We start from the raw sequence: 17944 nt of genomic DNA on the forward strand, positions 1-17944 counted from the left end.
CGGACGGCTCGTCGAGCGTGAGCCGCCTTGCCCGTCACCCTCTTCCGTCACGGTGACGGATTTGCGGTTCTCGCACGGCATTGCCGCCGCGCGATCAATTGACGCGGTCGATACAGAACTCCACCACGCTGGTGAGCGCGTCGCGGCTCGCCGAGGGCGGCAGCGTCGCGGCCGCCTCGAAAGCGAGATGGCCGTAGTGCCGCGCACGGGCGACCGTCTCCTCCAGCGCACCGCGCCCTTGGAGCAGCGCGGTTGCCTCCGACAGTGCGGCATCGTCATTCTGGCCCTCTTCCATGGCGCGGCGCCAGAAGGCTCTTTCGGCCTCGTTGCCCTGCTGGTAGGCGATGATCACCGGCAGGGTGATCTTGCCCTCGCGGAAGTCGTCACCGGTGTTCTTGCCAAGATCGGCTGACGAGCCGCCGTAATCCAGGATGTCGTCGACCAGCTGGAAGGCGATGCCGAGGCTCCTGCCATAGGTTCGCATCGCCGTGCAGGCCGCCTCGCCGGCGTCGGCCAGAACAGGTCCGACCTCGGTCGCGGCAGCGAACAGAGCGGCGGTCTTGGCGTCGATGACGGCGAGGTAGTCGTCCTCGGTGGTCGACATGCGCTTGGCCGCCGACAGCTGCCAGACCTCGCCCTCGGCGATCACCGCCGAGGCATTGGAGAGGATGCGCAGCGCTGGCGGCGATCCGACTTCGACCATCATCTTGAAGGCCTGGCCGAGCAGGAAGTCACCGACGAGGACGCTTGCCTGGTTGCCCCAGATGGTACGCGCCGTCTTGCGGCCGCGGCGAAGATCGCTCTCATCCACGACGTCGTCGTGCAGGAGCGTCGCCGTGTGCATGAACTCGACGCTCGCCGCTAGCTTCACATGCGATTCGCCCTGGTAGCCATAGGCGAGGGCGGAGGCGATCGTCAGCATGGGGCGCAGGCGCTTGCCGCCGGAGGCGATGAGGTGCTCGGCGATCTCCGGGATCAGCTTGACGTTGGATCCGGCCATGGCGAGAATCATGTCGTTGACCCGGCCCATGTCAGCCGCCGTCAGCCGCAGGATCGGCTCGATTGAGGGCTGCGGCTGGCTTTGCCGGGCGGCGCTGGTGCTGGCGCTCAAGCGCTTACTCCATGACTGCGATGGTCGACTGGCCGGCGTGCCCCGAGCGGCACATCGGCTCGCACCAAGATGGTGCGGATGGACTGACGAGAAAGGGCGCTGCTCCGCTTCGCCGCAGCGCAGCTCGCTGCAGGTGCACTGGCGGCGTGCTCTGCCTTCGCTATTGTGCCGGCGCGGCGCGCAGCCACCGAGACCGAGCGGGCGACTGTCGACGCGAGCGAAACATCAAAGGCCGGGCGGGTCATGCAAGAACTGATGCGTTCCAACGACGCTGTCCTCATATCCTTCGTCGACGCGCTCCTGAACGACGCGGACATCCCCCATTTCGTCGCGGATGTCCATATGAGCATCCTGGACGGTTCGATCGGCGTGCTGCCCCGGCGGATCATGGTGGACGCCGATCAGATCGAGCAGGCGCGGCGCATCCTGCGCGACGCCGAGCTCGGCCATGAGCTGTCCTGATCCCGCGCTTGCCGGCGGCGAGCGCTCCCATCTCGACCCTGGAACGTTGGAGGCGGCGGCAGCGAGTTCGCGGGACGCCTTCTATGGCGGGCGCTTCATGCTCTGCCAGCCGCGCGGCCGCGGCTTTCGGTCGGGGCTCGATGCGTTGCTGCTCGCCGCCTGCCTGCCGGCCGACGCGAGCGGCGATGCGGTCGATCTCGGCAGCGGAGCCGGCGCGGTCGGCTTTGCGGCCGCCTGCCGCTGCCCGGCGCTGCGGCTGACGCTGGTCGAGGTCGATCCCGGCATGGCCGGGCTCTGCCGGCAGGGCTTGGACCTGCCGGACAATGCCGGCTTTGCGGATCGTCTGCGCATGGTCGAGGCCGATGCCACGGCGCCACGGGCCATCCGCGAGGCGGCCGGTCTCCACGATGGGGCCTTCGGCACGGTTCTCAGCAACCCGCCGTTCAATCCGCAGCACCACCGCCGCTCGGCCGATCACCTGCGCGCCCGGGCACTGTCTGTGGCCGATCCTGCCTTCCTGCCTCGCTGGATCGCTGTCGCCGCGGCGCTGCTGAAGCCGGGCGGGACCTTGGCGATGGTACTCCGGCCGGAGAACCTGCCGGCCGTTCTCGGCTCGGCCGGCAATCGCCTCGGCGATCTTCGCATTGTTCCGGTGCAGGCACGCAGCGGGGAGGCGGCGATGCGGATCCTCTTGCGGGCCGTCCGCGGTTCGCGGGCGCCACTGTCGATCCGCCCCTCGATCGTCCTGCACGAAGCGGACGGATCGCCAAGCGAGACCGGGATCGCGATCGCGGCAGGTGCGATGACCGTCGATTTCGGCACCTGAGGGCTCTGACGATCGACGCGCCTGACTGGGCGTGGCGGATGCGGCGCCGCCTTCCCATATGTGGCGCCTGTTCAACGAGCCGGACGATCTTCGTGGCGAATGCCCTGACCCGCTTTCTTCCCAAACGCTTCCGCAACGAGGGGACCGTCATTCCCGTGGTGCGCCTCAGCGGCGCTATCATGAGCACGGGCAGCCCGCTGCGGCCGAGCCTGTCGATCGCGGCGGTCGCGCCGCTCCTCGCCAAGGCCTTTGCGGTGAAGAAGGCCCCGGCCGTCGCCATCGTCGTCAATTCGCCCGGCGGTTCGCCCGTACAGTCCCGGCTGATCTACCAGCGCATCCGCGACCTTGCGGCAGAGAAGGGCAAGCGCGTCATCGTCTTTGTGGAAGACGTCGCGGCCTCCGGCGGCTACATGATCGCCTGTGCCGGCGATGAGATCGTTGCCGATCCGTCCTCGATCGTCGGTTCCATCGGCGTCGTCTCCGGCAGCTTCGGCTTCGTCGAGGCGCTGGGGAAGCTCGGGATCGAACGGCGCGTCCATACGGCCGGCGAGAACAAGGCGACCCTTGACCCGTTCCAGCCGGAGCGGCCGGAGGACGTGGAGCATCTGAAGGCGCTGCAGCGCGAAGTCCACGAGACCTTCATCGACCTCGTCAAGAAGAGCCGCGGTTCGAGGCTCGTCGATCACCCGGATCTCTTCACCGGTTTGTTCTGGTCGGGCCGGCGCGGCGTCGAGCTGGGGCTGGTCGATCGGCTTGGTGATCTGCGCGGCACGCTGCGGGCGCTCTATGGCGAGACGGCGAGGCCAGTGCTGGTCGAGGCGCGTCGGGGCTGGTTCGGGCGGCGTTCACCGGGCGTTTTTGCAAGCCTTGGCCGCGACCCTCTGGAAGCTGCCGGTGCGGGTGCCGCGGCAACTGCTCTTGCCATTGCGGAGGAGCGGCTGGCCTGGTCGCGCTACGGCCTATGAGCAGGCTTGACGGCAGCATCGGCGGTCCCGCCGCGGCGCGCGACGGGACTGCAACCGCCTGGTCGTTAGGCGCCTTTACTTCGCCGCCATGGCCGGTCAGAATCGATGGGGTTGAACCATGGTCGAACTGATGCCTCAGCTTCTTCTTCTCGGTCTCGTCGGCGCCGCCGCCTATTATGGCTACAAGCAGATGGTTCGCGATGCCGCCGGCGTTGCCGAACGCAACCGCCGCGCTGAGGCCGAAACGCGCAGCGGTGCCCAAGGGACGCTGGTGCGCGGCAAGGACGGTGTCTACCGCATTCGGAAGGACTGATCCGGCGCCGCAGCGCTGGGCTGTGCCATCGCGAACGACGCATATTTGCACCAGAGGGAACCGGTACGGCAGCGAAGCCCGTGGCCGTTCGGCCCGTCGATCATCCTGCGGCCACATGCCTGCCGATCTGCCGCCGCGGAAAGATTTGTCGGAAGCGGCAAAAACGACTATATAATCTGTTGTTCGTGCTGACGCCTGCGGGCGGCGGCGGCCTGTGTGCGTGGTGGTGGTGACGAGAGCGATGGAAAATCGGCAGCGGCCTCAGTCATTCTGTGTCTTCGAGCGACTGCGCTCCGTAGGCCTGCGGCCGACGCGCCAACGCGTGGCGCTCTGCAACCTCATCTTCGGTGCCGGCGACCGCCATCTCTCCGCCGAGGAGCTTCATGCCGAGGCCCACAAGGCCGGCGAAGCCGTGTCGCTGGCGACCGTCTACAACACCCTCCACCAGTTCACCGACGCCGGCCTCGTTCGCCCGCTCTCCGCCGAGGGCCAGCGCACCTATTTCGACACCAACACCTCCGATCATCATCACTTCTTCATCGAGGAAGACAACGCGATGATCGACATCCCGGACGGGACGCTGCGCCTGCATCAGCTTCCCGAGCCGCCGGAAGGCATGGAGATCGTCAACGTGGACGTCGTCGTGCGCCTGCGCCGCAAGGCGAGCGCCCCGACCTATCGCGACTGAGGCACGGTCCACGCGGCCGTCGCCGGGCGACTTTCAGCGCCCTTCTGACCTGACATGAATAAGGCCCGGGACCGCCGAAGCGATCCCGGGCCTTTCTGCTGTCTCGGCATGCGGCCGGTCGAACGCGGCGACATCTGCCGCCCGAATGCGGCGTCAGAAGCGCTCGTCGGGATAGACGCCCCAAATCTCATGCTGCTTGACGAAGCCCTTGCGGCTGGCGACCTCGATCTCGCACCAGCCGAAGGAGCATTCCTCGACCTTGGACACCACGCCCGGTTCGAGCTTGGCGACCAGCGGAGCATCCTCGGCGGGACTCCGGAACACGTCGATCGTCGTGCTCTTGCCCTTCAGCCACGGCGCTGCGATCGATGTGCGGTCGCCGGAGAGCAGCGAATGGTAGACCCAGCCCTCGGTGCCCTCGCTGTCGCGCACACGGCGCCACAGCTCATATTCCTGTACCACCTCCACCGGCAGACCCGGCTTCATGTAGAGCCACGAGGTCGCATAGTCCTTGCCGGGGCCGACGCGCAGATTCACCCGCGCCGACTTCAGGCTGACATAGCGCGGCAGCGGCAGCTTCGAGACCGATCCGACGCCGGCGGCGTAGGACGGCACGCTGACGCCGGCGGCCATGACGGCGGCTCCGGCAAGAAGAGGCATAAGGCGGCGAAGAAGCGTCCGGCCAAGCACGACGAACTCCAACAACTGAGCGGCAGGCCCGGCTTCGAGGTCGGGCGCGACACGATGAATCTCTCGGCCATGCGGACACGAACCGGCCTTGGCGGCCTCCGCTGTTTGTTTTCGGAGGCTCGCCTTGCTAGGACGGAGCCCTTGGCGCGAACGACCCGACTATCGATGGTTTGGGTTAACAAAACGTCTTGAGCGATGGGGAGAGGGCATGGCTGAGCGCGACAAGCCGGTTGTTATCCTCACCCGGAGGCTGCCCGAGCCGATCGAGAGCCGCATGGCCGAGCTCTTCGATGCAAGGTTCAACACAACCGACAAGCCGCTCGGCCGCGACGAACTGCTGGCCGCCGTCGCCGAGGCCGACGTCCTCGTGCCGACCGTCACCGACAGGATCGATGCCGCCATCATCGAGGCGGCAGGACCGCAGCTGAAGCTCATCGCCAACTATGGCAACGGCGTCGACAACATCGATGTCGAAGCGGCGATCGCCCGCGGGCTCTTCATCACCAACACGCCGAACGTCCTCAACGAGGACACGGCCGACATGACCATGGCGCTGATCCTCGCCGTGCCGCGCCGCATCGTCGAGGGTGGCACACGCCTGACGGGCGCCGAGCGTTGGCCCGGCTGGTCGCCGACCTGGATGCTCGGCCGGCGGATCTTCGGCAAAAAGCTCGGCATCGTCGGCATGGGGCGCATCGGAACCGCCGTCGCCCGCCGCGCCCGCGCCTTTGGGCTGGAGATCCACTACCACAACCGCAACCGTGTCTCGCCGAAGACGGCCGAGGACTTAAGCGCGACTTACTGGGAGAGCCTCGACCAGATGCTGGCCCATATGGACATTGTCTCGGTCAACTGCCCCTACACGCCGGCGACCTACCACCTCCTGTCGGCGCGGCGGCTGGCGCTGATGCAGCCGCATGCGGTGATCGTCAACACGGCGCGCGGCGAGATCATCGACCAGAAGGCGCTGGTCAAGCTGCTGCAGGACGGTCGCATCGCCGGGGCCGGCCTTGACGTCGTCGAGGCCGAGCCCGCCCTCGACAAGAAGCTCCTGCGGCTTGCCCGCGAGAACCGCGTCGTGCTGTTGCCGCACATGGCATCGGCGACGCTCGAAGCCCGTATCGACATGGGCGAGAAGGTGATCATCAACATCCGCACGCTGATGGACGGCCACAAGCCGCCGGACCGCATTCTGCCGAGCCGGCTATAGCAGCGGGTTCGCCGGAGCGGATCGTCGCGCAGCGGACGATCAGGCGCGCTTGCGGCGGTAGCGGATCTCGTCGAAGCGCATGGTCAGGAGATCGACGAGAAGCAGGCGGCCGATCAGCGGCTCGCCCGCACCGGTGATCAGCTTGATCGCCTCGCCGGCGGCCAGCGTCCCGAGGAGGCCGGTGGTGACACCGAGGACGCCGGCTTCGGCGCAGGTCGGCACCAGCCCGTCCGGGGGCGGCTCGGGGAAAAGGTCGCGGTAGCGTGGATAGGGTCGCCCATCAGGCGCGCTGGCATAGGGCGTCAGCACCGTCAGCGATCCCGCGAAGCGGTTGACCGCCGCGGTGATCAGCGGCCGGCCTGCCGTCTCGCAGAGATCGGCCAGCGCATAGCGCGTGGCGAAGTTGTCGGTGCCGTCGATAACGAGATCATAGGCGGCGACGATGGTTGCGCCATTCTCCGCGTTGATCCGCAAGGGGTGGGGAACCACCATCACATGCGGGTTCAGCGCCGCCAGACTCTCGGCCGCGCTGTCGAGCTTCGGCCGGCCGATATCCGCCGTGCCGTGCAGGACCTGCCGCTGCAGGTTGGAGAGCGACACCGTGTCGTCGTCGACGATGCCGAACGTGCCGATACCTGCGGCGGCGAGGTAGAGGAGGGCAGGCGAGCCGAGGCCGCCGGCGCCGACCACGAGTATGCGGGCACGCTTCAGCGCCTGCTGCCCGGCGCCGCCGATCTCCGGCAGCATGATGTGGCGGGCGTAGCGTCCCACCTCCTCCGGTGAGAGGGCGCTCATCGCACCGCTCCGTTGCAGACATCGAACATCTGCGCACGCGCGCCGAGCGCCTCGAAGAGCGAGGCGTCGGTTCCCGTCATGAAAGCCTGCACGCCGAGCCCATCGATGAGGTCGAACAGCGCGGCGCGGCGCCCGCTGTCGAGATGCGCGGCGACCTCGTCGAGAAGAAGCACCGGCGCGATCCCGCCGATCTGCCCGACAAGGCGGGCATGGGCGAGCAGGAGCCCGATCAGCAGCGCCTTCTGCTCGCCGGTGGAGGAGAGGGCGGCCGGCATCCCCTTGCCGCGGTGGGTGACGGAAAGCTCCGCCCGATGGGCGCCTTCCAGTGTGCGGCCGGCGGCGCGGTCCTGACCACGGGCGCGGCGCAGCCGCTCGCGCACTGCGTCTTCGAGGTCGACGGCCGGGCGCGACAGATCCGGCTCGTCATAGCCGCTGTCGAGCGACAGGCCCGCTTTGGGGAAGGGCGTATCGTCCGGCGCGGTGTCGATCGTTGCTGACAGCATCCCGACGATTTCGGCACGCGCTAGCGCCATGGCAAGGCCGAGCTCGGCCATCTGCGCCTCCAGGCCACCAAGCCAGGAATCGTCCATGCGGTCGTCGGAGAGGAGGCGGTTGCGCGAGCGCATCGCCCGCTCGTAGTCGGCAGCGCGGCGCCCATGCGCCGGGTCCGCCGCGAGCACCAGACGATCGAGGAAGCGGCGTCGGTCGCCGGCCGGCCCGGTGAAGAGCCCGTCCATTGAGGGCGTCAGCCACACCATGCGCAGGAGATCGAGCAGCTCGTCGGCGCTTTTCGCCTGCGTCTCGTCGATGCGCACGATGCGCGAACTGCCGGTGCCAAGGCCCGGCTCGGGCCGCACCAGCGTGGCGAGGCTCGTTGCCGCCTCGCCGCCCGTCTCTGACGCCACCATGAAGCCGCCGCTGCCGCCCTGGCGCGCCATGTCGCCATAGGCTGCGCGCCGCAGGCCGCGCCCCGGGGTCAGCAGCGAGATCGCTTCCAGGAGGTTGGTCTTGCCGGCGCCGTTCTCGCCGGCGAATACGACAAAACGCCGCTCGAAGCTGAGCGACAGCGCCGGATAATTGCGGAAGTCGGCGAGTCGGAGCCGCGTGATCGCATGGTTCGGCAGCGGCGGCATGTCGGTCGTCGCATCTGTGGGCGCGGCACTCTCTGGAAGCGCCGCTGCGGTACGATCGAGGCTCAGACGCGCATCGGCATCAGCACGTAGAGCGTGCCGTCGTCGCCGCCGTCCTTGATCAGCGTCGGGGAGCCGGCATCAGCCAGCATGAACACCGTCTCGTCGCCGGCGAGCTGGCCGGTGATGTCGAGGAGGTAGCGGGCGTTGAAGCCGATCTCGATGTCGTCCGCATCGTAGCCGACCGAGAGCTCCTCGGTCGCCGTTCCCGCGTCAGGGCTGTTGACGGTGAGGACGAGCTGTCCGTCGCCGACGGCGAGCTTCACGGCGCGGCCACGCTCCGACGAGATGGTGGAAACGCGGTCGACCGCGGCCGAGAAGGACTGCCGGTCGAGCGTCAGCGCCTTGTCGTTGTTCTGCGGGATGACGCGCTGGTAGTCCGGGAAGGTGCCGTCGATCAGCTTCGACGTCATGACGATGGCGCTGATGGTGAAGCGGATCTTGGAATCGGAGAGCTCGACCTTCACCTCGTCGGCATCCTCGGCGTCGCTGAGGAGCTTCTGCAACTCGCCGACCGTCTTGCGGGGCACGATGATGCCCGGCATTCCCTCCGAGCCGGACGGCGCGCTCATCTCGGCGCGGGCGAGGCGGTGGCCGTCGGTCGCCACGGCACGCAGGCGCAGATCGCCGTCCGATTCGATCGTGTGGAGGAAGATGCCGTTCAGATAGTAGCGCGTCTCCTCCGTCGAGATCGCGAATTGGGTCCGCTCGATCAGCCGGGCGAGATCGGCGGCCTTGATGGTGAAGCTGTGGGTGAAGGAGCCCGCGGTGATGTCGGGAAAGTCCGACTCCGGCAGGCACTGGAGGCGGAAGTTCGAGCGCCCCGAGGTCACCGCCATCTGGTTGCCCTCGGCATTGGTGGCGAGCTTCACCTCGGCGCCGTCCGGGAGCTTGCGGACGATGTCGTAGAGGAGGTGCGCCGGCACGGTCGTCGCGCCGGTCTGCTCGTCATTCGCCGCAACGCTTTCGGTGATCTCGAGGTCGAGATCGGTCGCCTTCAGGCGCAGTGCCGAGCCCTCGGCCTTGAGAAGGACGTTCGACAGGATCGGGATGGTGTTGCGCCGCTCGACCACCCGGTGCACGTGGCCGAGCGACTTCAGGAGGTTCGAGCGTTCGATGATGATGCGCATGGAAGGGAACCGTCTCGTTCAGGCGGGTGCCGGAGGGGACAGGCCCGCTCCGGTCGAAGGAGCGTTCTAGAGCCTTTCAGGCCGGGCTGGAAGTAGCGACCGGGCCTGACCGGCGAAGGCTGCCGCACAGCCCCGTCGCTGCCGGAGGAATCCCCCGGCGACGCCGTCGCGTCGCCGGCCGGAGCCTTGGCATCCTACTCCTCGATCATCCGGCGGATGAGGTCGAGCTCCTCGGACAGCTTCTCGTCCTTCTGCCGCTCGCCCTCGATCTTGCGGACGGCGTGGAGGACCGTCGTGTGGTCCCGCCCGCCGAAGCGCCGGCCGATCTCGGGAAGCGAGCGCGGCGTCATCGTCTTGGCGAGATACATGGCGATCTGGCGCGGCCGCACGATGGTGCGGGTGCGCCGGCTCGACAGGATGTCGGTCCGGGTCACGTTGTAGTGGCGCGAGACGAACTTCAGGATGTCCTCGATCCGCACACGCTTCTCGCCGTTCTGGCGGGTCAGCGAGTTGAGGAGGTCGTCGAGATGCTCGGCCGAGAGCGGCTGGCCGACGGAGTGGCGGAAGGCGATCTGGTTGAAGGCGCCTTCGAGGTCGCGCCCTGAACCGACGACGCGGCGCGCAATGGTATCGATGGCGCGCTCGTCGATCGTGAAGGTCGGGTCCTCCACGGCCATCGCCTTGGCGCGCGAGAGCAGGATATCGCGGCGCATTTCGTAGTCGGGCGCTGCGATCTCCAGGCTGACGCCGCCGGCCAGCCGCGAGCGCACACGCGGATCCAGCGACTCCAGTTCAAAGGCCGGCCGATCGGCGGCGCAGATCACCTGGCGCGCGCTGTCGATCAGCGCGTTGAGGAGATGGCAGAACTCCTGCTGGATCGACTTGCCCTGCAGGAACTGCATGTCGTCGATGATCAGGATGTCGATGCCGCGCAGCGTTTCCTTGAAGTCGAGCGCCTGGTTGTCGCGGATCGCGGTGGCAAAGCGCCACATGAAGTACTCGGCCGTCAGATAGACGACGCGCGGCGCGTCCTCGCGGCGCACCGCGGCATTGGCGATCGCCTGGAGGAGGTGGGTCTTGCCCTGGCCGACACTGGCATGGACGAAAAGCGGGTTGAAGCGAGCCGACTGCGGACCGTTCTCGGCGATCGCCCGTCCGGCGGCGAGCGCCACGCGGTTGGACGCGCCGGCGACGAAGCTGTCGAAGACGTAGCGCGGATCGAGCGGCGAGCCGAACTCACCGCCGGTGCGCGGTGACGCCGGCATTGCCACGGTGACGGCAGGCGCGGTGATCGGCTGCAGCGTGGCGCCGACCGTATTCGCCGCGGCCGGAACCTGACGCTCCGCCTCGCCACCGCGCTCGCCGCGCAGGCGGGTGGAGGAGGCGCCGCGCATCGCACTGCGCACCACGACATCGACCTTCAGCGTGCCCGGCACCTCGTCCTGGAAGATAGCCAGCAGGAGGTCGCTGTAATGCGACTGGATCCAGGTCTTCAGGAAGGCGGTGGGGACGGAGACCCGGCACTGGCTCTGGCCGATCTCCTCGATCTTCATCCGCTGGAACCAGCTGGTGAAGATATCCTGTCCCAGCTGGGCCTTCAGGCGGGCACCGATCCGCTCGAGGATTTCCGCGTCCGAGCGTTTCGAACCGTCTGCTGCCGTCATGAAGCTGTCCCGTCGTCCCATCATCGACTCCGTTTCGATCGGAGCCACCCGTAGTGCGGCGCCTTCGGGCCGCATGGCATAAGCTGAATTGAAGACGTTCATTGCTGCGCCCACGGCAGGCCGTCGGCCTTCCATCCCGCGCGCTCGCCCCGATGACCCTCTTCGTTCGGCGGCCCCTCGAACCCGCCGAGGACGTTGAAACAGTGCTGGTAACCGGCGGCGGTCATCGCCGCGGCGCTCGACATGGACCGCGCACCGGAGCGGCACAGGAAATAGAGCTCGCTGTCCGCCGACCCGCCTGCGGCCTTGACCGCAGCATCTACCTTGGCGGTGAAGTCGGGATCGACCGCCATGGTCGGGTAGGTCTGCCACTCCGTCAGAAGCGTTTCTTTCCCGACGGCGTCGAGAACCGGCACGCCGACGAAGGTCCACTCGGCGCGGCTGCGGACGTCGATCAGAAACGCGTCCGGCTTTTCGGCAAGCGCAGTCCAACAGGCGGCGGCGGTGACGTCGCCCTCGTAAGTCTTGTTCATGGCAGTCGTCCCCCGACGCCCGCAAACAACGCTGCGGTCGGCTCAACGGTTCTAAGTGTGAAATTCGAATTAAGAGGCGCGAAAGCCTACGTTCTGTTCAGGCCTGATCTTCCGTCAGGACATGCTGAACTCACTGAAATCGCGGGTCCGGCGACAATCATTGGAAAACATGAGTTGTCCCCGTCCTTTGTAGTTCTGTGCCCTTGTCGATGGGGAGAAACTACGAAACGCCGGGAAGGTCGGCAAGGCGAGTCGTGGCGGAATCGCCAAACGCGCATCGCCGGTGTGGCGGACTCGCAATCCGTGTGGCGGGGGCTCGCGACGCAACAGACTGAGACTCTTGCGCTTCCTCGCAAGGACTGCCCCAGCGAAAGCCGCCGGAGGATAAATTTGAAAATTTTAAGGTCGGCCCGCTTGACTCAAGGGTGCCTGGAAAATTGCTTAGCCGACACTTTGTCCGGATCGGCGGACCTCGGACAACTAATTGAAAAATATAGAATTTTTCTGCGAGTTGCGAATCCGGCAGAGGTGCCTATGGAATCACCATGAAAGATGAATGACAGCTCCGCTGCCGCCGCAACAAGCAGCAGGAATCAAAAAGGGCCCGGCACCGCCGAGCCCTTCGGAAAGGATGTGAGAGGGCGCTCAGGCGGCGCCGACAGCCTTCACCCGCTGTGCCAGGCGCGAGACCTTGCGCGAAGCGGTGTTCTTGTGAACGACGCCCTTGGAGGCAGCGCGCATCAGCTCCGGCTCGGCCGCGCGGAAAGCCGACTGCGCGGCATCCTTGTCGCCGGAGGCGATCGCCTCCTCGACCTTGCGCAGGAAGGTGCGCACCCGCGAACGGCGGGACTTGTTGATCTCGGTGCGGCGGGCGATCTTGCGCGTGGCCTTTTTGGCCGAAGGCGTATTGGCCATCGTGTCTGTCTCTCTCGTCTGTCCGTGTTCGTCGCCGGCCGGTGCCTGCATCCGCTGCCGGACACGCATGGGCCTTGCGGGCCGCGCCGGAAGACGCAGCCGAAGATCGAGCGCCCTTATAGGGATCGGCTCGACTGCCGTCAATATAGAGGAGGCCGCAACCGGCCGATCCTTTGAGCCCGCCGATGATCGTCACGCGACTCTGCGTCAGCGCTGGCAGACCGGGCAGAAGAAAGTCGAACGGCCGGACTGCACGATTCGCGCCACGATCCCGCGGCAGCCCTCACGCTGGCAGGGCTCTCCCTCCCTGTCATAGACGGCGAAGCGGTGCTGGAAGTAGCCGAGCGAGCCGTCCGCCTGGCGGTAGTCGCGCAAGGAGGAGCCGCCCGCCTCGATGGCGTCGGCGATCGTCTCTCTGATATGCAGCGTCAGATCGTCGAGCCGCTTGGTCGGGCGACCATCGGCGCGCACGATCGTCCCCGCCGCCCGGCGTGGGGACAGACGCGCGCGCCACAGCGCCTCGCACACATAGATGTTGCCGAGGCCGGCAATCGCGGTCTGATCGAGAAGTGCGGCCTTCAAGGGAGCGCTGCGGCCTTTGAGCAGCGGCGCCAGGGCTCCGCCCGAAAGAGCGTTGCCGGTCGGCTCGATACCGAGGCTTCTGAAGTGCGGATGCTCGGCAAGCCGCGCATGCTCGATCAGGGTCATGTAGCCGAAGCGGCGCGGATCGTTGAAGACGATGCGCAGCCGCCGGGCATCGGCGGTCACGATATGGAACAGCACGTGGTCATGCCGGCTGTCCTTGCTCCGCTCGTAGTGAAAGGCCCCGATCGCCTCGGCGCCCGGCTCGCCTTCCGAGATGTCCGCCTCGATCCGGAACGAGCCGGACATGCCGAGATGCATGGCGAGGACGAGGTCGCCGTCGAGTTCGGCGAGGAGGTACTTTGCCCGCCGCGCCAGCGCAGTGATGCGCCGCCCCACCAGCCGCCCGGCGAAATCATCGGGCAAGGGAAAGCGCAAGGTCTGCCGGTTGAGGGTGACGCGCTCGATGGTGGCGCCTTCCATCGCCGGTGCGAGGCCGCGCCGGACGGTTTCGACCTCTGGCAATTCCGGCATAAATCGTTAAGTCCCGGGTGCAACGGATACGGTAAGCGCCGGCGAGCGGCGTATCGCGGCTGGACCAGCCGCTCTCTATATCCGCCTCGCGTCCGACCGGCGCAACGAGGCGGCGCAACAAAGGTGAGTGCCATGGCGCAGATGCGTGTGACCCGGGCCGAGGCAATGGAGACGGCCTATGGCTTCTCGGCCGTCGGCGGCGGCGAGGAGAAGCAGGCGCGCGTCAACGAGGTCTTCCATCGCGTCGCCGAGCGCTACGACATCATGAACGACCTGATGTCGGGCGGGCTTCATCGGGCCTGGAAGAGTGCCATGGTGGCCTGGCTTGGCCCCTCCAAACGCCCCGGCTGGCGCTTCATTGATGTGGCCGGCGGTACTGGCGACATCGCCTTCCGCATCGTCGAGGCGTCCGGCCGCAATGCGAAGGGTACTGTCCTCGACATCAATGCCTCGATGCTGGCCGTCGGGGCCGAACGCGCGGCCAAGCGCGGGCTCGATGCCAATCTGACCTTCGTCGAAGGCAATGCCGAGGCTCTGTCCCTGCCGGATTCCGCCTTCGACGCCTATACGATCGCTTTCGGCATCCGCAACGTGCCGCGCATCGACAAGGCACTGGCCGAGGCCTACCGCGTGCTGAAGCCGGGCGGCCGCTTCCTGTGCCTCGAGTTCTCCGAGGTCGAGCTGCCGCTTCTCGACCGGCTTTATGACACCTGGTCCTTCAAGGCGATCCCGGCGATCGGCCAGCTTGTCGCCAAGGACCGCGAGTCCTACGAGTATCTGGTGGAATCGATCCGCCGCTTCCCGAACCAGGCGAATTTCGAGGCGGCGATCCGCCGTGCGGGCTTTGAGCGCGTGACCCACCGCAATCTCTCCGGCGGCATCGCCGCCATTCATTCCGGCTGGAAGCTGTAAGGCCGTGGTACACGGACGCAGGGCACCGCGTCGGCACCTTCCATGAATCCGATCTCCGGCTCCTTTGCCCTTCTGCGCGCCGCCTTCGTGCTGGCGCGCGAGGGCGTCATCGAGGCGCTGCCGGCCGAAGGCCTGCCGCCGATGGCGCGGCTGGCGCACCGCATCGCCACGCTGGTTGCCCGGCGCTCGGCTGACAACCGCGCGCGCTCCGAACGCCTGTCGCGGGCGCTGAACCGCCTCGGCCCCTCCTATGTGAAGCTCGGCCAGTTCCTGGCCACACGGCCTGACATCGTCGGCCAGGAGATTGCGCGCGAGCTGGAGCTCCTGCAGGATAAGGTGCCGCCATTCCCGCGCGAGGAAGCGATCGCCGAGATCGAGCTGTCGCTCGGCCGCACGGTCGGCGAGCTCTTCCTCGAATTCGGTGAGGTCGTCGGCGCGGCCTCGATCGCCCAGGTCCACCGTGCGCGGGTGATGATGCCCGACGGCGGCGAGCGTACCGTTGCCGTCAAGGTCATCCGGCCGGGCATCCGCTCGCGCTTCCGTCATGATCTCGGCGTCTTCTATTTCGCCGCCCGGACGGCGGAGCGCTTCGTCTTTTCGCTGCGGCGGCTGCGGCCGGTCGCCATTGTCGACACGCTGGCCCAGTCCACCAAGATCGAGATGGATCTGCGGCTGGAGGCCGCCGCCTTCTCCGAGATGGGCGAGAACACGGCGGATGATCCGGGCTTCCGCGTTCCCTCCGTCGACTGGGAGCGCACCGGGCGCGACGTCCTCACCATGGACTGGGTCGATGGCATCAAGATGAACGATGTCGCCGCGGCCGCCGCGGCCGGCCACGACATGCAGGCGCTTGGCGTCGCCGTGGTGCAGTCGTTCCTGCGCCATGCCATGCGCGACGGCTTCTTCCATGCCGACATGCATCCCGGCAATCTCTTCGTTGCGCCCGATGGCGCGATCGTCGCCGTCGATCTCGGCATCATGGGACGCCTCGATCCGCGACACCGGCGCTTCCTCGCCGAAATCCTCTACGGCTTCATCCGGAGGGACTATCGGCGCGTCGCCGAGGTGCATTTCGAGGCGGGCTATGTGCCGCGCCGGCATGATGTCGCGAGCTTCGCGCAGGCGATCCGCGCCATCGGCGAGCCGATCCACGGCCAGTCGGCCGAAACCATCTCGATGGCGCATCTCCTGACGCTGCTCTTCGAGGTGACCGAGCTCTTCGACATGGAAACGCAGCCGGAGCTGATCCTCCTGCAGAAGACGATGGTGGTCGTTGAAGGCGTGGCGCGCGCCTACGATCCGCGCTTCAACATGTGGGTCGCCGCCGAGCCGGTCGTCTCGGACTACATCATGGGGCAGCTCGGTCCGCGGGCGGCGCTGCGGGACGCGCGCGAAGGCCTGGAATCGCTGCGCCGCATCCTCTCGAGCATTCCGCAGGCCGCGACAGGGCTCGAGGCGCTGGCGGCGCAACTGCCGGATCTCGTCGAGAACGGCATCCGCATCGACGACAATGCGCTGCGGCGCCTTCAGACGGAGCGGCGGGGCAGTGTCCTCTCCGGGCGCATCGCCGAGTGGCTGATCGCCATTTCGCTGGTTGCCATCGCCGTGACGCTGGTTTTTGGCGGCGGCTGACGATGCGGCGGACATTGGCGCAGCAGGGAAGGGCGGTCCGATGACACTGGCGGAGAAGCGCATCCTCCTCGTCATCGGCGGCGGCATCGCCGCCTACAAGGTGCTGGACCTCATCCGCCGCCTGCGCGAGCGCGGCGCCGTGGTGATCCCGGTGATGACCCGCGCAGCGGCCGAGTTCGTCACCCCGCTCTCGGTCGGGGCGCTCGCGGCACACCGCGTCTATGCCGATCTCTTCGATCGCGAGGACGAGCAGGATGTCGGCCATATCCGGCTGGCGCGGGGCGCCGACGCCGTGATCGTGGCGCCGGCCACCGCCGACCTGATGGCGAAGCTCGCTGGCGGCCACGCTGACGATCTTGCCACCGCCATACTGCTGGCGACGCGCGCGCCGGTGCTGCTGGCGCCGGCGATGAACCCGGCCATGTGGGCGCACCCCGCGACGCTGCGCAACGCTGCGGCCCTGAAGGCCGACGGCATCAGCTTCGTCGGGCCCGCCGCCGGCGAAATGGCCGAATCCGGGGAGGCGGGGCTCGGCCGCATGGCGGAGCCGCTGGAGATCGTCGCGGCGGTGGAGGCGCTGACCGCCCCGGCCGACCGGCCTCTGGCAGGCCGGCACGTCATCGTCACCTCCGGCCCGACGCATGAGCCGATCGACCCGGTCCGCTATATCGCCAACCGCTCCTCCGGCCGTCAGGGGCATGCGATCGCCGCCGCGCTGGCAAGGCTCGGCGCCCGGGTGACGCTGGTCAGCGGGCCCGTTTCGATCCCCGATCCGGCCGGCGTGTCCGTCCGCCATGTCGAGACCGCACGCGAGATGCTCGCCGCCGTCGAGGCGTCGCTGCCGGCGGATGCTGCAATCTTCGTTGCGGCCGTCGCGGATTGGCGGACAGTCGCGGAGGGCGATCGCAAGATCAAGAAGACGGCGGAGGGGCCGCCGGTGCTGGCGCTGACGGAGAACCCGGACATCCTCGCCACCATCGGCCGGGGTAGCCGCCGTCCGACCCTGGTGATCGGCTTTGCCGCCGAAACCAATGACCTTCTTGCCAATGCCGGGGCGAAGCTCCAGCGCAAGGGTGCCGACATCATCGTCGCCAACGATGTTTCAGCCGAGGGCGGCGTGATGGGTGGATCTGAGAACAGCGTGCATCTGGTGACGCACGAGGGCGTCGAGAGCTGGCCGCGCATGGACAAGCAGGCCGTGGCGGATCGGCTGGCAGCGCTCGTGGCCGCGCGCCTCACGGGAGGTGCGGCATGACGATGCCGCTCGTACACTGCCGACGGCTACCGCACGGTGCCGATCTGCCGCTGCCGGCCTATGAGACGGCTGGCGCTGCCGGCGCGGATCTGCGCGCCGCGCTCGGCGAGCCGCTGGTGATCGAGCCGGGCGCACGGGCGCTGGTGCCGTCCGGACTTGCCGTCGAGATACCGCAGGGCTTCGAGATCCAGGTGCGGCCGCGCTCGGGGCTCGCGGCCAAGCACGGGGTGACGGTGCTCAATGCCCCGGGTACGATCGACAGCGATTATCGCGGCGAGCTGATGGCGATCCTCGTCAATCTCGGGCCGGAGCCCTTCACCATCCGGCACGGCGACCGCATCGCCCAGCTGGTGGTGGCGCCGGTGGTGCAGGCGAGCTTCGACGGGGCCGAAGCGCTGAGCGATACCGCCAGGGGCAGCGGCGGCTTTGGTTCGACGGGCCGCTGAAGACCCCACTCCGCACGGCGGCGGTTCAAACGATGCCGACGCGAAGCCGAATGATCTCACGATGGGCGCGACGCGGCCCTCTGTGTTTCGG

Annotated in this window: 19 protein-coding genes; 10 read left to right on the forward strand and 9 right to left on the reverse strand. The window is 67.7% G+C overall.

Going from position 1 to position 17944, the window contains the following annotated elements; translation table 11 throughout:
- Positions 1–94: 94 nt before the first annotated feature.
- Positions 95–1111, reverse strand: a complete 1017-nt coding sequence (locus tag C0R46_RS14075; protein ID WP_245413590.1) for a polyprenyl synthetase family protein — start codon at positions 1109–1111, stop codon at positions 95–97.
- Positions 1112–1354: 243 nt separating this feature from the next.
- Between C0R46_RS14075 and C0R46_RS14080 the strand changes: the two genes are divergently transcribed.
- From C0R46_RS14080 to irrA, 5 genes are all read left to right on the forward strand, one after another.
- The gene (locus C0R46_RS14080) at positions 1355–1573 is read left to right on the forward strand and encodes a putative signal transducing protein (protein WP_102960290.1); all 219 of its coding nucleotides are present in this window, start codon (positions 1355–1357) and stop codon (positions 1571–1573) included.
- Positions 1560–2399, forward strand: coding sequence for a methyltransferase (locus tag C0R46_RS14085; RefSeq protein WP_102960291.1), 840 nt, complete (start codon positions 1560–1562; stop codon positions 2397–2399). The genes C0R46_RS14080 and C0R46_RS14085 overlap by 14 nt, the downstream gene beginning before the upstream one ends.
- 92 nt (positions 2400–2491) lie before the next feature.
- Positions 2492–3364 carry a S49 family peptidase gene (locus tag C0R46_RS14090; protein WP_198598337.1) on the forward strand — a complete coding sequence of 291 codons (873 nt, stop codon included), beginning with the start codon at positions 2492–2494 and terminating at the stop codon, positions 3362–3364.
- A gap of 130 nt (positions 3365–3494) precedes the next feature.
- The gene (locus C0R46_RS14095) at positions 3495–3677 is read left to right on the forward strand and encodes a hypothetical protein (protein WP_102960426.1); all 183 of its coding nucleotides are present in this window, start codon (positions 3495–3497) and stop codon (positions 3675–3677) included.
- Positions 3678–3918: 241 nt separating this feature from the next.
- Positions 3919–4365: an iron response transcriptional regulator IrrA gene (gene irrA / locus C0R46_RS14100; RefSeq protein WP_102960293.1), complete on the forward strand. Its 447-nt coding sequence runs from the start codon at positions 3919–3921 to the stop codon at positions 4363–4365.
- Between the two features lie 153 nt (positions 4366–4518).
- Here the strand turns inward: irrA and C0R46_RS14105 are convergent, their stop codons facing one another.
- Positions 4519–4998 (reverse strand): SH3 domain-containing protein, encoded by a 480-nt coding sequence (locus C0R46_RS14105; protein ID WP_245413591.1) that lies wholly within the window; start codon positions 4996–4998, stop codon positions 4519–4521.
- A gap of 265 nt (positions 4999–5263) precedes the next feature.
- On the opposite strand from C0R46_RS14105, the gene C0R46_RS14110 reads away from it, so the two are divergent.
- Positions 5264–6265 (forward strand): 2-hydroxyacid dehydrogenase, encoded by a 1002-nt coding sequence (locus tag C0R46_RS14110; protein WP_102960294.1) that lies wholly within the window; start codon positions 5264–5266, stop codon positions 6263–6265.
- 39 nt (positions 6266–6304) lie between these two features.
- On the opposite strand, the gene C0R46_RS14115 is transcribed toward C0R46_RS14110, so the two are convergent.
- The 7 genes from C0R46_RS14115 to mutM form a co-directional block, all read right to left on the reverse strand.
- Positions 6305–7060, reverse strand: coding sequence for a molybdopterin-synthase adenylyltransferase MoeB (locus C0R46_RS14115; protein ID WP_102960295.1), 756 nt, complete (start codon positions 7058–7060; stop codon positions 6305–6307).
- Entirely contained in the window at positions 7057–8184 is a 1128-nt protein-coding gene (recF, locus tag C0R46_RS14120) for a DNA replication/repair protein RecF (RefSeq protein ID WP_425349889.1), read from the reverse strand. The genes C0R46_RS14115 and recF overlap by 4 nt, the downstream gene beginning before the upstream one ends.
- Before the next feature lie 71 nt (positions 8185–8255).
- Entirely contained in the window at positions 8256–9380 is a 1125-nt protein-coding gene (dnaN, locus tag C0R46_RS14125) for a DNA polymerase III subunit beta (protein WP_102960297.1), read from the reverse strand.
- A gap of 194 nt (positions 9381–9574) precedes the next feature.
- Positions 9575–11068, reverse strand: a complete 1494-nt coding sequence (gene dnaA / locus C0R46_RS14130) for a chromosomal replication initiator protein DnaA (RefSeq protein ID WP_425349890.1) — start codon at positions 11066–11068, stop codon at positions 9575–9577.
- Positions 11069–11142: 74 nt separating this feature from the next.
- The gene (locus C0R46_RS14135; RefSeq protein ID WP_102960298.1) at positions 11143–11577 is read right to left on the reverse strand and encodes a rhodanese-like domain-containing protein; all 435 of its coding nucleotides are present in this window, start codon (positions 11575–11577) and stop codon (positions 11143–11145) included.
- Positions 11578–12222: 645 nt separating this feature from the next.
- The gene (rpsT, locus tag C0R46_RS14140) at positions 12223–12492 is read right to left on the reverse strand and encodes a 30S ribosomal protein S20 (RefSeq protein WP_102960299.1); all 270 of its coding nucleotides are present in this window, start codon (positions 12490–12492) and stop codon (positions 12223–12225) included.
- A 207-nt stretch (positions 12493–12699) separates the two neighbouring features.
- Positions 12700–13608 (reverse strand): bifunctional DNA-formamidopyrimidine glycosylase/DNA-(apurinic or apyrimidinic site) lyase, encoded by a 909-nt coding sequence (gene mutM, locus C0R46_RS14145; protein ID WP_102960300.1) that lies wholly within the window; start codon positions 13606–13608, stop codon positions 12700–12702.
- 132 nt (positions 13609–13740) lie between these two features.
- Here mutM and ubiE point away from each other — a divergent pair, with 132 nt between their 5' ends.
- Genes ubiE through dut form a run of 4 tightly spaced genes read left to right on the forward strand, consistent with a single transcriptional unit; the run spans position 13741 to position 17853 of the window.
- Positions 13741–14520 carry a bifunctional demethylmenaquinone methyltransferase/2-methoxy-6-polyprenyl-1,4-benzoquinol methylase UbiE gene (ubiE, locus tag C0R46_RS14150; RefSeq protein ID WP_102960301.1) on the forward strand — a complete coding sequence of 260 codons (780 nt, stop codon included), beginning with the start codon at positions 13741–13743 and terminating at the stop codon, positions 14518–14520.
- A 42-nt stretch (positions 14521–14562) separates the two neighbouring features.
- Positions 14563–16152 (forward strand): 2-polyprenylphenol 6-hydroxylase, encoded by a 1590-nt coding sequence (ubiB, locus tag C0R46_RS14155; protein ID WP_102960302.1) that lies wholly within the window; start codon positions 14563–14565, stop codon positions 16150–16152.
- A gap of 40 nt (positions 16153–16192) precedes the next feature.
- Positions 16193–17407, forward strand: a complete 1215-nt coding sequence (gene coaBC / locus C0R46_RS14160; RefSeq protein ID WP_102960429.1) for a bifunctional phosphopantothenoylcysteine decarboxylase/phosphopantothenate--cysteine ligase CoaBC — start codon at positions 16193–16195, stop codon at positions 17405–17407.
- Positions 17404–17853, forward strand: a complete 450-nt coding sequence (dut, locus tag C0R46_RS14165; RefSeq protein ID WP_102960303.1) for a dUTP diphosphatase — start codon at positions 17404–17406, stop codon at positions 17851–17853. The genes coaBC and dut overlap by 4 nt, the downstream gene beginning before the upstream one ends.
- Positions 17854–17944 lie beyond the last annotated feature (91 nt).

The organism is Mangrovicella endophytica (assembly GCF_002893625.1).
Lineage (GTDB): Bacteria > Pseudomonadota > Alphaproteobacteria > Rhizobiales > Rhizobiaceae > Mangrovicella > Mangrovicella endophytica.

Coding starts and splice junctions, on each gene's coding strand:
- C0R46_RS14115 (WP_102960295.1), bottom strand. CDS start 7,060: ATGAGCGCCCTCTCACCGGAGGAGGTGGGACGCTACGCCCGCCACATC.
- rpsT (WP_102960299.1), bottom strand. CDS start 12,492: ATGGCCAATACGCCTTCGGCCAAAAAGGCCACGCGCAAGATCGCCCGC.
- coaBC (WP_102960429.1), top strand. CDS start 16,193: ATGACACTGGCGGAGAAGCGCATCCTCCTCGTCATCGGCGGCGGCATC.
- C0R46_RS14080 (WP_102960290.1), top strand. CDS start 1,355: ATGCAAGAACTGATGCGTTCCAACGACGCTGTCCTCATATCCTTCGTC.
- dnaA (WP_425349890.1), bottom strand. CDS start 11,068: ATGATGGGACGACGGGACAGCTTCATGACGGCAGCAGACGGTTCGAAA.
- C0R46_RS14135 (WP_102960298.1), bottom strand. CDS start 11,577: ATGAACAAGACTTACGAGGGCGACGTCACCGCCGCCGCCTGTTGGACT.
- C0R46_RS14095 (WP_102960426.1), top strand. CDS start 3,495: ATGCCTCAGCTTCTTCTTCTCGGTCTCGTCGGCGCCGCCGCCTATTAT.
- C0R46_RS14110 (WP_102960294.1), top strand. CDS start 5,264: ATGGCTGAGCGCGACAAGCCGGTTGTTATCCTCACCCGGAGGCTGCCC.
- C0R46_RS14105 (WP_245413591.1), bottom strand. CDS start 4,998: ATGGCCGCCGGCGTCAGCGTGCCGTCCTACGCCGCCGGCGTCGGATCG.
- irrA (WP_102960293.1), top strand. CDS start 3,919: ATGGAAAATCGGCAGCGGCCTCAGTCATTCTGTGTCTTCGAGCGACTG.
- dnaN (WP_102960297.1), bottom strand. CDS start 9,380: ATGCGCATCATCATCGAACGCTCGAACCTCCTGAAGTCGCTCGGCCAC.
- ubiE (WP_102960301.1), top strand. CDS start 13,741: ATGGCGCAGATGCGTGTGACCCGGGCCGAGGCAATGGAGACGGCCTAT.
- C0R46_RS14085 (WP_102960291.1), top strand. CDS start 1,560: ATGAGCTGTCCTGATCCCGCGCTTGCCGGCGGCGAGCGCTCCCATCTC.
- ubiB (WP_102960302.1), top strand. CDS start 14,563: ATGAATCCGATCTCCGGCTCCTTTGCCCTTCTGCGCGCCGCCTTCGTG.
- dut (WP_102960303.1), top strand. CDS start 17,404: ATGACGATGCCGCTCGTACACTGCCGACGGCTACCGCACGGTGCCGAT.
- mutM (WP_102960300.1), bottom strand. CDS start 13,608: ATGCCGGAATTGCCAGAGGTCGAAACCGTCCGGCGCGGCCTCGCACCG.